This is a genomic window from Bordetella sp. 2513F2, from assembly GCF_054642735.1.
The window spans coordinates 1,781,393-1,794,150 of the sequence record NZ_CM137755.1 but is presented as its reverse complement, the minus strand read 5'-3'; the positions used below and the strand labels follow the sequence as shown (position 1 = coordinate 1,794,150).

Sequence of the window (12,758 nt, the reverse complement as noted above, 5' to 3'; positions counted from 1 at the left end):
TCTTTACCAGGTGGCGAGGAAAACCCGGCGAGTATACGGGTGCTACGTGAAACACTACGGTCATAATTCAACGGCATGGTGGCAGGCCGTACAGCCCCGGATCCACGCGCTTTTCCATGCCCTCCTACCGTTATGAAGCCAGCGATGCGCTGGGCCGCATCGTGCGCGGCACGCTCGACGCCGAGACCGAGCGCGGCGCGCGCAACCAGCTGCGCCAGCGCGGCCTGCTGCCGCTGTCGACCGCGCCGGCCGCGGCGCGCAGCGGCTCGCTGGGCGCCGCGCTGCGCCCGCGCCTGTCGGACGCCGACCTGGCCTGGATGACGCGCCAGCTGTCCAGCCTGCTCGCGGCGAGCCTGCCGCTGGACGCGGCGCTCAGCGCCACCCTGGAGCAGGCCGAGAACCGCCACATGGCCAACCTGCTCACGGAGGTGCGCTCCGACGTGCGCGCCGGCCATCGCCTCTCCGATGCGCTGGCCTCGCGCCCGCGCGATTTCCCCGAGATCTACCGCGCGCTCGTGGGCGCAGGCGAGGCCTCGGGCGACCTTTCCCAGGTGATGGAGAAGCTGGCGGGCTACATCGAATCGCGCAACGCCTTGCGCAGCAAGGTGCTCACCGCCTTCATCTACCCCGCCGTGGTCGCCACCGTGTCGGTGGGGATCGTGCTCTTCATGCTGGGCTACGTGGTGCCTCAGGTCGTCTCGGCCTTCGACCATGCCAAGCAGCAGCTGCCGCTGCTGACGCGGCTGATGCTGGCGGCCAGCGATGCGGTGCGCGACTGGGGCTGGGCGGGCGCCCTGGTCCTGGGCACGGCCTTCGGGCTGTGGCGCTATGCGCTGCGGGCGCCGGCCGCGCGGCTGGCCTGGCACACGCGCGTGCTGCGCCTGCCGCTGGTCGGCCGCTTCGTGCTGGGCGTGGAATCCGCCCGCTTCGCGTCCACGCTGGCCATCCTCACAGGCAGCGGCGTGGCGCTGCTGACGGCCCTGGATGCCGCGCGCCGCACGCTGGGCAACGAACGCCTGCGCCTGGCCGTGGACGAGGCCACGCAGCGGGTGCGCGAAGGCGCGCCGCTGTCGTCTTCGCTCGCGGCGCAGCGCTGCTTTCCGCCGCTGCTGATACACCTCATGGCCAGCGGCGAGAAGACCGGCCAGCTGCCCGAACTGCTGACCCGCGGCGCGGCCACGCTGTCGCAGGACCTCGAGCGCCGCGCCATGGCCATGACGGCGCTGCTCGAACCGCTGCTCATCCTGGTGATGGGCGGCCTGGTCCTGCTGATCGTGCTGGCCGTGATGATGCCCATCCTGGAGATGAACCAGCTAGTGCGCTGAAGCCGCGGCGGAATTGAAATGAAACGGCCGGCCCCTGGGGGCCGGCCGTGAACCTGCGGCAATGACGGCAGTGCGGGCTACAGGGCCTCGTCGTCGCTCTCGCCGGTGCGGATGCGGATGGCCTGCTCCACCGGGCTGACGAAGATCTTGCCGTCGCCGATCTTGCCGGTGCGCGCGGCCTTGAGGATGGCCTCGATGGCGGGCTCCACCATGCTGTCGGACAGCACCACCTCGACACGGATCTTGGGCAGGAAATCCACGACGTACTCGGCGCCGCGGTACAGCTCGGTGTGGCCCTTCTGGCGGCCGAAGCCCTTGACCTCGGCGACCGTGAGGCCGCTGACGCCCACCTCGGCCAGCGCCTCGCGCACCTCGTCGAGCTTGAACGGTTTGATGATGGCGGTGACTTGTTTCACGTACGTATCCCTGGTTATTTGTGGTGACGATCGGTGTGCAGCGTCTCGCGGAACCCGTTGGTGACAGGATAGCGCCAATCCCGGCCGAATGCGCGCGGCGTGATGCGCGGCCCCGGTGGCGCCTGGCGACGCTTGTATTCGTTGATGCGGATCAGCCGCACCACCTGCTCCACGGCGTCGGGCGGGTATCCGGCGGCCACGATGTCGGCGGCCGATGCGTTGCGTTCCATGTAGAGCGCCATGATGCCGTCGAGCACGTCGTAGGGCGGCAGGCTGTCCTGGTCGGTCTGGTCGGGCCGCAGTTCCGCCGAGGGCGGACGCGTGATGATGCGATCCGGGATGACCTCGCCGCGGGTATTGCGCCAGCGCGCCAGACGGTACACCAGGGTCTTGGGGACGTCCTTGATGACGGCGAAACCGCCGGCCATGTCGCCGTACAGGGTGCAATAGCCGGTGGTCATTTCCGACTTGTTGCCCGTGGTGAGCACCAGCCTGCCCGTCTTGTTGGACAGCGCCATCAGCAGCGTGCCGCGCACCCGGGCCTGGATGTTCTCCTCGGTGGCATCGAGCGGCAGGCCGGCGAACTGCTGCGCCAGCATCCCGTCGAATGCGCCGACCGCGGGCGCGATGGGGATCACGTCGTACTGCACGCCCAGGCGCCGCGCCATGTCGGCCGCGTCGGTCTGGGAGATGTCGGCCGTGTAGCGCGACGGCATCATCACGGCCCGCACGTTCTCCGCCCCCAGCGCGTCGACCGCGACGGCCAGCACCACGGCTGAATCGATGCCGCCGGACAGGCCGATGATGGCGCCCGGGAAGCCGTTCTTGCCGAGGTAGTCGCGCACCCCAACCACCAGCGCATTCCAGACCTGCTCTTCAGGGCCCAGCGGCGCCACGTCGGCCTGTGCCGACGCGGGGCGCACCGCGCCGTCGGCCGAGACCTCGACCAGGGCCACATGCTCGGCGAACTCGGGCAGCCGCGCCACCGCCGCGCCGTGGGCATCGAGCACGAAGGAGGCGCCGTCGAACACCAGCTCGTCCTGGCCGCCCACCATGTTGGCATAGACCACGGCGCAGCCGGTTTCCCGCACGCAGCGCGCCACGACTTCGCGGCGCTCGTCCTGCTTGCCGGTGTTGTAGGGCGAGGCGTTGGGCACCAGCAGGACCCGGGCGCCGGCCTGCGCGGCAGCGCGCGGGGCGCGGTCGAACCAGACGTCCTCGCAGATGGTCACGCCGAACGGCACGCCCTTGACCTCGAACACGCAGGGCGCGCCGTCGGCGGTGAAGTAGCGCTGCTCGTCGAACACGGAATAGTTGGGCAGTTCGAGCTTGGCGTAGCGGCCCGCCACGCGGCCCTCGCACAGCACGATGGCGGCGTTGTAGAGGCGCCCCTGGCGCGACTCGACATAGCCCACCACCACGTGCAGCCCGGCCAGGCCCGCCAGCTGCTCGCGCAGGGTGTCCAGCACATGCAGCTGCCGCTCGACGAAGAAGGGGCGCAGCAGCAGGTCTTCGGGGGGATAGCCGGTGAGCACCAGCTCGGGCGCGACCAGGACGTCGGCCCCTTTCTCGTGGGCCGCGCGGGCCGCGCGCAGCACACGTTCGGCGTTGCCGGCGAGGTCGCCGACCACGGCGTTGATTTGCGCAATTGCTACCCGGGCGCTCATGCGGATATCCAGATTGGGGGAGTGGACAAGCAAAAATTATCGCATGTCCCGCTCCTGGCCGGCCCGTATAATCCGCCCATCATGGCAAAGAACACCCACTCCAATCAAGACCAGTTCGCCAACAAGGCGCAAGCCTGGTCCGCCCGGTTCTCCGAGCCGGTTTCCGATCTCGTCAAGCGCTACACCGCGTCGGTGGACTTCGACCAGCGCCTGGCGCGCCACGACATCCGCGGCTCGCTGGCCCATGCGGAAATGCTGGCGGCGCAGGGCATCATCTCCGCCCAGGACCTCGCCGACATCCAGCGCGGCATGCGGCAGATCCTGTCCGAGATCGACGCCGGCAGCTTCCAGTGGCTGCTCGACCTCGAAGACGTGCACCTGAACATCGAGAAGCGCCTGGTCGAGCTCGTGGGAGACGCCGGCAAGCGGCTGCACACCGGCCGTTCGCGCAACGACCAGGTGGCCACCGACATCCGCCTGTGGCTGCGCGACGAGATCGACCATCTGGTGGGCCTGCTGCGCCAGCTGCGCCACGCCCTGGCCACGGTGGCACTGGAGAATGCCGGCACCATCATGCCCGGATTCACGCACCTGCAGGTGGCCCAGCCCGTCACGTTCGGCCACCATCTGCTGGCCTACGCCGAGATGTTCGGCCGCGACGCCGAGCGCCTGGCCGACTGCCGCAAGCGCGTCAACCGCCTGCCCCTGGGCGCCGCCGCCCTGGCCGGCACCTCGTTCCCGATCGACCGCGAGCGCGTGGCCCGCACCCTGGAATTCGACGGCGTGTGCCGCAACTCGCTCGATGCCGTCTCCGACCGCGACTTCGCCATCGAGTTCTGCGCCGCCGCCGCGCTCATCATGACCCACGTCTCGCGGCTGTCCGAAGAGCTGGTGCTGTGGATGAGCCCGCGCGTGGGCTTCATCGACCTGGCCGACCGCTTCTGCACCGGCAGTTCCATCATGCCGCAGAAGAAGAACCCCGACGTGCCCGAACTGGCCCGCGGCAAGGCCGGCCGCGTCAACGGCCACCTGGTCGCCCTGCTCACCCTCATGAAGGGCCAGCCCCTGGCCTACAACAAGGATAACCAGGAAGACAAGGAAGGCCTGTTCGACACGGTCGACACCCTGCGCGACACGCTCACGATCTTCGCCGACATGGCCGCCGGCATCAAGGTCAAGCCCGAGAACATGCGCGCTGCTGCGCTGCAGGGCTACGCCACCGCCACCGACCTCGCCGACTACCTGGTCAAGCAGGGCCTGCCTTTCCGCGACGCCCACGAAGTCGTGGCCCACGCCGTGCGCGACTGCGAACAGCGCGGCTGCGACCTCGCCGACCTCAGCCTGGCCGAGCTGCAGGCATACCATCCCGCCATCGCCGAAGACATCCACCAGGTGCTCACGCTAGAAGGCTCCGTCGCCGCCCGCAACCACATCGGCGGCACCGCCCCCGACCGCGTGCGCGAAGAAGCCCGGCGCGTGCTCGACGAAACCCGCTGAGCCTCGCTCGCATGCAACAAACGCCGGCCCCGAGCCGGCGTTTTTTATCCCTGCACCCGCCGCACTCGAGTCTTATACAAGACGGTGTCAGACACCAGCCTTTAGCGTTTGGTGAAAGCTGGTGTCTGACACCAACTTATATAAGAGTGGCGGGAGGGGTCAGGCGCCGGTCCACTCGGTGACGAATTCGCGGTAGTCGGGGCGCGTGGCTTCGGGCATGGCGCAGGCGGGCGTGCCGACGGCCAGGAAGCCGAGGAAGCGGTAGTCGAGCGGGTCCAGGCCGAGCGCCTGCTGCACCTCCTCCAGGTAGGTGCCCAGGCCGGTGCTCCAGAATGCGGCATAACCCAGCATGTGCACGGCGTTGAGAATGTTCATGACCGATGCCCCCGTGGCCAGCAGTTGTTCCTGCTCGGGCACCTTGGGATTGTCGTGGTCGATCTTGTGCGCCAGGCCGATCAGCAGCGGCACGCCGGCCAGCCATTCGCGCACGGACTTTTCCTTTTCAGGCGTCATGCGTTTGTCGCCGCTGCGCTTGACCGCGTCCAGCGCCAGGTCGGCCAGCCGGCCGATGGCCTCGCCCCGGATCAGCACGTAGCGCCACGGACGCAAGGCGCCATGGTCGGGCGCGCTCATGGCGGCCTGCAGGATCTGGTCGAGCTCTTCGGGACGGGGGGCCGGCGCGCGCAGGAACTTCATGGAGCGGCGGGTATGCAGGGCATGCAGCGGTAGCGAGATATCGGTCATGTTGCGTGGGCTTCGATGAGAAACGTTCTCATCATACGCCACCCGGTCAACCCAGGTGGGTATGACGCTCCGGCCGTTCCTGCACGTCCATTTCGGTGAGGCCGTGCAGGATGCCGCAATCGTCGGTGTCGGGCCGTGCCGACAGGCAGCGCTGCCGCAGCTCGCACAGCTGCGCCTTGAGCTGCTGCAGTTCGGCGATTCGCATGTCGACGTGCTGGATGTGCTCGTCGAACAGCGCGTTGATGGGACCGCAACCGGCCTCGTGATGATCGGACAGGGCCAGAATGGTGCGGATCTCCTCCTGCGTCATGTCCAGCGCCCGGCAGTTGCGGATCAGCCGCAGGCGCTCCAGGTGGGCAGGGCCGTAGCTGCGGTAATTGTTCAGGCCGCGCTCGGGGGCCGGCAGCAGCCCCTCCTTCTCGTAGTAGCGCACCGTTTCGACGGTGGTTCCGGCCGCCTTGGCCAGGGCTCCGATCTTCATGGCGACACCTCCAGACGTGGGTCGTTGACCCTATAGTAACTCTAGGGTGTGCAATAGGTCATCGTTCACGGACTGGCCCCCCTGCCATGTCATCCACGCCCCATCACGAACCCGCCTGCTGCGCCCATGGCCACGCCCATCGCCATGATGCCCCTGTCCAGGCCCCGCCCCCGTCGCGCGCCCCGTCCGGCGCGCTGCGGCCCGGCCCCGGCGAAGTGATGTCGCGGCTGCGCATCGGCCAGATGGACTGCCCCACCGAGGAACGACTGATCCGCGGCAAGCTGGACGCCATGGACGCGGTGCGGGCGCTGGACTTCAACCTGATGCAGCGGGTGCTTACCGTGGTGCACGCCGAAGGCGCGCTGCCCGCGGTGCAGGCGGCCATCCGCACGCTGGGCATGACGCCCGAGCCCATGGACGCCGCCGCGCCCGCCCCCGAGGCGCGCCTGGGCGCGGCCCGTGGCTGGCGCCTGCTGGCGCTGGGCGGCGTGCTGGCCGTGGCCGCGGAGATCGCGCACTTCGCGTCCCTGCCCGCCTGGGCCGCGGCCGTGCCGGCCCTGCTCTCCATCCTGGCCTGCGGGCTGGGCACGTACCGCAAGGGCTGGATCGCGGTGCGCAACGGCAACCTCAACATCAACGCCCTGATGAGCATCGCCGTCACCGGCGCCGTCCTCATTGGCCAATGGCCGGAGGCAGCCATGGTGATGTTCCTCTTCAACGTGGCCGAATTGATCGAGGCGCGCGCGCTGGACCGTGCGCGCAATGCCGTGCGCGGCCTGCTGGACCTCGCCCCGCCCACCGCCACCGTGCGCCGGCCCGACGGCCAGTGGGTCGAGGCGCCGGCGGCCAGCCTGCAGCCCGGCGACCTGGTGCGTGTGCGGCCGGGCGAGCGCATCGCCGCCGACGGGGTCGTGGCCCAGGGCCGCTCCGCCGTGGACCAGTCGCCCATCACCGGCGAGAGCCTGCCGGTGGACAAGGGACCGGGAGAGCCGGTCTACGCCGGGACGGTCAACGCCGAGGGCAGCCTCGAATACCGCGTCACCGCGGCCGCCGGCGACACCACGCTGGACCGCATCATCCACGCGGTGGAGCAGGCCCAGGGCGCGCGCGCGCCCACGCAGCGCTTCATCGACCGCTTCTCGCGCTACTACACCCCCGCCGTGGTGGGCCTGGCCGTGCTGGTGGCGCTGGCGCCGCCGCTGCTGCTCGGCCAGGCATGGCTGGACGCGGCATACCGCGCCCTGGCCCTGCTCATCATCGCCTGCCCGTGCGCCCTGGTCATCTCCACCCCCGTGAGCGTGGTCAGCGGCCTCACCGCGGCCGCGCGCCGCGGCATCCTGATCAAGGGCGGCGTCTACCTGGAGGAAGGCCGCAGGCTGGCCTGGCTGGCGCTGGACAAGACCGGCACGCTCACCCAGGGCCGGCCCGTGGTCACCGACCTCCTCCGCCTGGACGCCCGAAGCGGCGACAGCCTGCAGATCGGGGCCAGTCTTGCGGCGCGCTCCGACCATCCCGTATCGCATGCCCTGGCGCAATCACCCGACGCGCGCGGCCTGGAACGCCTGGCCGTCCACGAATTCTCCGCCCTGCCCGGGCGCGGCGTGCGCGGGCGGATCGGCGGCAACCTCTACCACCTCGGCAACCGCCGCCTGATGACGGAGCTGGGCCTGGCCGACGCCGCCTTCACGCAGCGCGTCGATGCGCTGGAAGCCGAAGGCAAGACCGCCGTCGCGCTTGCCGATGAACACGGCGTGCTGCTGCTGGTGGCGGTGGCCGACACCCTGCGGCCCGGCAGCGTCGAAGCGGTGGCCGAGCTGCATGCGCTGGGCGTGCGCACGCTGATGCTCACCGGCGACAATGCGCGCGCCGCGCAGGCCGTGGCGCAGGCCGCCGGCATCGACGAGGCCCGCGGCGACCTCCTGCCCGAGGACAAGCTGCGCGCCATCGAAGCCAGGCTCGGGCCCGCGGCCCGCGTGGGCATGGTGGGCGACGGCATCAACGACGCGCCCGCCCTGGCGCGTGCCGACATCGGCTTCGCGATGGGCGCGGCCGGCACCGGCACCGCCATCGAAACCGCCGACGTCGCACTGATGGACGACGACCTGCGCAAGATCGGCATCTTCGTGCGCCTGTCGCGCGCCACGCACCGCGTGCTGGTGCAGAACATCGCGCTCGCGCTGGGCATCAAGGCCGTGTTCCTGGTGCTGGCCGTCACGGGCCAGGCCAGCCTGTGGATGGCCGTGTTCGCCGACGTGGGCGCAGCCCTGCTGGTGGTGGCCAACGGCCTGCGCCTGCTGCGCGCGGGCTGAGACCCACGCCGTTCCATGCTGCGCTGCGCCATCGGCGGCGCGGCGCGTCTCATGACTTTTTGTTATTTCGGAACCACGGGAACATCCTTGTGAAACAATAGACACGTTGCTAGAGTGCTCGTCCCCTTCGACCCCTCGTCCATGTGGAGCCCGCGATGAAACCGCTCTTGCGCGCCTTGCTCTCCCTTGCCGTGGCGCCCCTGCTGGCCCTCGGCACCGCCCATGCCCAGTCCGACGACCTGGCCCGCATCAAGCAGGCCGGCGTGTTCAAGATCGGCACCGAAGGCACCTATGCCCCCTTCACCTACCACGACGCCTCCGGCCTCACCGGCTTCGACGTGGAGATCGGCCGCGCGATCGCCGAGCACATGGGCGTGAAGGCCGAATTCGTGGAAGGCAAGTGGGACGGCCTCATCGCCGGCCTGGACGTGCGCCGCTACGACGCCGTCATCAACCAGGTTGGCATCACCGAGGCGCGCCGCGCCAAGTACGACTTCTCCGAGCCCTACATCTCCTCCGCGGCCGTGCTCATCGTGCGCAACGACAACCAGGAGATCCGCGGCTTCGACGACATCAAGGGCAAGCGCTCGGCCAACACCCTCACCAGCAACTTCGGCAAGCTGGCCCAGCAATACGGCGCCAACGTGGTGCCGGTGCAGGGCTTCAACGAATCCATAGACCTGCTGCTGTCGCGCCGCGTGGACGCCACCATCAACGACGAGCTGTCGTTCCTGGACTTCAAGAAGCACAAGCCCGACGCGCCCGTGCGCATCGCCGCGCGCGACACCGCCAAGGAATTCACGCAATCGGGCGTGCTGATCCGCAAGAACAACCCCGAGCTGCGCGAGGCCATCAACCAGGCCCTGGCCGCCATCAAGGCCGACGGCACCTACAAGCGCATTTCCGAGAAGTACTTCGGCACCGACCTGTCGGCGCGCTGAGCCGCCCGGAGCCGCGCCGCCGATGCCCGAGGAAACCGCTACCGCCCTGCCCGCCTGGCTGCAGCTGATGGCCGACTCGTTCTGGCCATTGCTGCATGCCGGCCTGGTCTTCACCGTTCCCCTCACGCTCCTGTCCTTCGCCGCCGGCCTGGTGCTGGCTTTCGTGGTGGCCCTGATCCGGCTCTTCGGGCCGCGGCCGCTGGTCGCGCTGGTGCGCTTCTATGTGTGGCTGATCCGCGGTACCCCGCTGCTGGTGCAGCTCTTCGTGATCTTCTACGGCCTGCCCAGCGCCGGCATCGTGCTCGACCCGCTGCCGGCCGCGCTGATCGGGTTCACCCTGAACGTGGGCGCCTACAACTCCGAAGTGATCCGCGCCGCCATCGAGTCCATTCCCAAGGGCCAATGGGAAGCCGCTTATTCCCTCAGCATGACGCGCGGCCAGGCCATGCGCCGCACCGTTCTGCCGCAGGCCGCGCGCGTGGCCGTGCCGCCGCTGGCCAACTCCTTCATCTCGCTGGTCAAGGACACCTCGCTGGCCGCGGTGATCACCGTGCCCGAGATCTTCCAGGCCGCCCAGCGCATCGCGGCCGTCACCTACGAGCCGCTGGTGCTGTACCTCGAAGCCGCGCTGATCTACCTGATCTTCAGTTCGGTGCTGTCGGCCGTGCAGGGCCGGCTCGAGAAACGCTACGGCCAGCATGCCGTATTCGCCGGGAAACTGCGATGATCCGCCTGCGCAACGTCTCCAAATCCTTCGACGGCCACCCGGTGCTGCGCGGGATCGATCTCGACGTGGCCGAAGGCGGCGTCACCGCCCTCATCGGCCCTTCGGGCAGCGGCAAGAGCACGCTGCTGCGCTGCGTCAACCTGCTGGAAGTGCCCGAAACCGGAACGCTCGACCTGGGCGAGGAGCACATGCGCTTCAAGCCCGGCCGGCGCCCCGCCGTCGAGGCGCTGCTGCGCGTGCGGCGCCAGACCGGCATGGTGTTCCAGAACTTCCAGCTGTTCCCCCACCGCAGCGCCATCGAGAACGTCATGGAAGGGCTCGTGACGGTGCAACGCTGGCCCCGGGCGCGCGCCCGCGACCGCGCCATGGAGCTGCTGGAGAAGGTGGGCATGGCCGCCAAGGCCGACGCCTGGCCCGCCACCCTGTCGGGCGGCCAGCAGCAGCGCGTGGCCATCGCGCGTGCGCTCGCGCCTTCGCCGCGCGTGCTGCTGTGCGACGAGCCCACGTCCGCGCTGGATCCCAGCCTGGCCGAGGAAGTCGTGGACGTACTGCGCCGCCTCGCGGCCGAGGGCATGACCATGATCATGGCCACGCACGACCTGCGCCTGGCGGCCGCCATCGCGCGGCAGGTCGTGTTCCTGCACGACGGCGAAATCATCGAGGCGGGCCCGCCGCGCCGCGTGTTCACCCACCCCGGCGACGACCGCACCGCCGACTTCGTGGCCACGCTGGCGCGCAGCGCCCTGCCCGAGGACTGGACCGCCTGAAGCGCTGCCGCGGCGCTTCAGCCCGCCTTCTTGTGGCCGTCGATGTGGCCGAGGTCCCGGCCCGGGTCGAGGCGGTCGCGCACGCGCTGCTTGAGCGCCTTGGCATCCGGAAAGCCCCCGTCCACCGTGCGGTCCCAGATGATCTCGCCATCGTAGTGCACCCGGAACACGCCGCCCGTGCCCGGCGCCAGCGCCACCTCGGCGAGGTCGGTGGAAAACGTGGACAGCAGCTCCTGCGCCATCCAGGCCGCGCGCAGCAGCCACTGGCACAGCGTGCAGTATTCGATGACGATGCGGGGACGGGCCGTGGGCGTGTTCATGGCGAGCTCCTTTGGGCGGGAGGGATAGCTTACGACGTCGAAGGCCTTCATGGCAGGCGCAGCCGGCACAACTCAGGCCGGCATGCGCAATCCGGGCCGGAGCTTGTGATATGGCAAGCCGCGCAGGCGGGCACGGACCAGCCCCGGACTGGCCACCACCAGGATCTCCTTTGCCAGCGCCTGGAAATCTGCGCGGAAATGCACCGAGCTTTTGAGCGCGAGGATCCCCACCTCTGCCGGCTCGATGCCGACGTGGCGCAGGATGGATTGGTCGGCCGCCTGCATCTTGCCCGTGGTCACGATGACGCGCACGCCGCCCAATCGCAACAATGCGGTGGGCCCCAGGTCGATGGGCGAACCGCCCCACATGGGCCCCGTGCCAGTGAAGCGGCCGTCGGTCAGGCGCTCCACTTCGTACAGGCCGGTACAAGGCACGCCTGGATGACCCGTTGCGTCGGGCGTGCGCCCACCGAGAGCCAGGTGCACGGATGCACTCGCCCCTGCTGCGTACGCGCGCCGCACCGCCTCGCCGTCGCGGATCATCGCAACAACCGCATTCTGAGCCCCCGCCGCCACGAGGGCTCGCAAAAGGCCCGTCGTGTCGGAAGCGCCGCCGCCGCCCGGATTGTCCTGGGTATCGGCCAGGACAATGGGGCCATGCCCGGCCGCCGCACGTGGCATGACATGCGCCACCGCCTCGGCATCATCCCAGATGCGCTGCTGGAATGCCGTTTCCTGTTCGGCAACGCACTGGCTGTAGCGCTGCACCGCAGCCTCGACCTGCGAGCTCGTCTCGCCATAGGCCAGCACGGCCTGGCCGCAATCCGGCACATCGGCCAGGGGAAATCCGCCGGTCCAGCTCAGGGATGCCAGCCCGAGCTCGCGCTCCAGCGCTTCCAGCTTCGCGTACAGGCCTGCGGCAGGCTCGGCCAAAGTGCATTGGCTGCTGAGCGGCACCAGGAAGTCCAGAGGCCGCCAGGCCACAGCCAGCGGCACCCCGCGCACCAACCGCGCATGCAGCAGCCTGGCCGCCCGCGCCCCGGTCTGCACCATGTCGATATGGGGATAGGTCCGGTAGCCGACCAAGCCGTCGGCCAGCGTCACCATGGCAGCAGACACGTTGGCATGCAGGTCCAGGCTGGCGACGATCGGCAGCTCCGGCCCCAGGCGCGCGCGCAACCGGCGCAGGAACTCCCCTTCCGCGTCGTCGAACGTAGTGGTCGCCATGGCGCCGTGCAGGTCCAAGTACACGCCATCGAGCGGACCGGCGCTTTCCAGCGCGCGCAGAAACCGCTCGCAAATCGCGTCGAAGGCGCTGTCCTCGACCCTGCCCGATGGCGTGGCTGCTGCCCACACCAGCGGCACTAGCTCGTATCCTAGACCCTTGAGCTCCGCGGCTGCGCCTGCGACCGGCAGATTCATGGCGGCGGTGGTCTGCAGCAGGTTCGCGCCCTCCAGCAGCCCGGGCCAGCCCGAACCATCCAGGAAGTCGGCCAGGGTGGCGGACTGCGACGAAAAGGTATTGGTCTCGTGCTGGAATCCGCCGATGGCAATGCGTCGCATT

Annotated in this window: 12 protein-coding genes; 6 read left to right on the top strand and 6 right to left on the bottom strand. The window is 69.5% G+C overall.

From position 1 onward, the window contains the following. Positions 1-116: 116 nt before the first annotated feature. The gene (gene gspF, locus ACYBYQ_RS08555) at positions 117-1,325 is read left to right on the top strand and encodes a type II secretion system inner membrane protein GspF (RefSeq protein ID WP_459618319.1); all 1,209 of its coding nucleotides are present in this window, start codon (positions 117-119) and stop codon (positions 1,323-1,325) included. Positions 1,326-1,402: 77 nt separating this feature from the next. On the opposite strand, the gene ACYBYQ_RS08550 is transcribed toward gspF, so the two are convergent. Together ACYBYQ_RS08550 and ACYBYQ_RS08545 are read right to left on the bottom strand one after the other, a co-directional pair. Then, positions 1,403-1,741 (bottom strand): P-II family nitrogen regulator, encoded by a 339-nt coding sequence (locus ACYBYQ_RS08550; RefSeq protein WP_459618318.1) that lies wholly within the window; start codon positions 1,739-1,741, stop codon positions 1,403-1,405. Positions 1,742-1,755: 14 nt separating this feature from the next. Continuing rightward, positions 1,756-3,408, bottom strand: coding sequence for an NAD+ synthase (locus ACYBYQ_RS08545; RefSeq protein WP_459618317.1), 1,653 nt, complete (start codon positions 3,406-3,408; stop codon positions 1,756-1,758). An 81-nt stretch (positions 3,409-3,489) separates the two neighbouring features. On the opposite strand from ACYBYQ_RS08545, the gene argH reads away from it, so the two are divergent. Beyond that, entirely contained in the window at positions 3,490-4,905 is a 1,416-nt protein-coding gene (argH, locus tag ACYBYQ_RS08540; RefSeq protein ID WP_459618316.1) for an argininosuccinate lyase, read from the top strand. A 159-nt stretch (positions 4,906-5,064) separates the two neighbouring features. Here argH and ACYBYQ_RS08535 read toward each other — a convergent pair whose 3' ends face one another. Both ACYBYQ_RS08535 and cadR read right to left on the bottom strand, forming a co-directional pair. Next, positions 5,065-5,649: a nitroreductase family protein gene (locus ACYBYQ_RS08535; protein WP_459618315.1), complete on the bottom strand. Its 585-nt coding sequence runs from the start codon at positions 5,647-5,649 to the stop codon at positions 5,065-5,067. A 46-nt stretch (positions 5,650-5,695) separates the two neighbouring features. Next, on the bottom strand, positions 5,696-6,130 hold the full coding sequence (cadR, locus tag ACYBYQ_RS08530) for a Cd(II)/Pb(II)-responsive transcriptional regulator (RefSeq protein WP_459618314.1): 435 nt from the start codon (positions 6,128-6,130) through the stop codon (positions 5,696-5,698). 86 nt (positions 6,131-6,216) lie between these two features. Between cadR and ACYBYQ_RS08525 the strand changes: the two genes are divergently transcribed. The 4 genes from ACYBYQ_RS08525 to ACYBYQ_RS08510 all read left to right on the top strand — a co-directional run bounded on the left by ACYBYQ_RS08525 (position 6,217) and on the right by ACYBYQ_RS08510 (position 10,874). Continuing rightward, positions 6,217-8,439: a heavy metal translocating P-type ATPase gene (locus ACYBYQ_RS08525; RefSeq protein WP_459618313.1), complete on the top strand. Its 2,223-nt coding sequence runs from the start codon at positions 6,217-6,219 to the stop codon at positions 8,437-8,439. A 155-nt stretch (positions 8,440-8,594) separates the two neighbouring features. Then, complete coding sequence (locus ACYBYQ_RS08520) at positions 8,595-9,380, top strand: amino acid ABC transporter substrate-binding protein (protein WP_459618312.1); 786 nt, start codon at positions 8,595-8,597, stop codon at positions 9,378-9,380. A 46-nt stretch (positions 9,381-9,426) separates the two neighbouring features. Then, positions 9,427-10,107, top strand: a complete 681-nt coding sequence (locus tag ACYBYQ_RS08515) for an amino acid ABC transporter permease (protein WP_459618735.1) — start codon at positions 9,427-9,429, stop codon at positions 10,105-10,107. Then, complete coding sequence (locus tag ACYBYQ_RS08510; protein ID WP_459618311.1) at positions 10,104-10,874, top strand: amino acid ABC transporter ATP-binding protein; 771 nt, start codon at positions 10,104-10,106, stop codon at positions 10,872-10,874. Before ACYBYQ_RS08515 ends, ACYBYQ_RS08510 begins: the two co-directional genes overlap by 4 nt. Positions 10,875-10,891: 17 nt before the next feature. Here the strand turns inward: ACYBYQ_RS08510 and ACYBYQ_RS08505 are convergent, their stop codons facing one another. After that, positions 10,892-11,194, bottom strand: a complete 303-nt coding sequence (locus ACYBYQ_RS08505) for an Rdx family protein (protein WP_459618310.1) — start codon at positions 11,192-11,194, stop codon at positions 10,892-10,894. 72 nt (positions 11,195-11,266) lie between these two features. Next, the gene (locus ACYBYQ_RS08500; RefSeq protein WP_459618309.1) at positions 11,267-12,757 is read right to left on the bottom strand and encodes a M81 family metallopeptidase; all 1,491 of its coding nucleotides are present in this window, start codon (positions 12,755-12,757) and stop codon (positions 11,267-11,269) included. Between the last annotated feature and the right edge of the window lies 1 nt (position 12,758).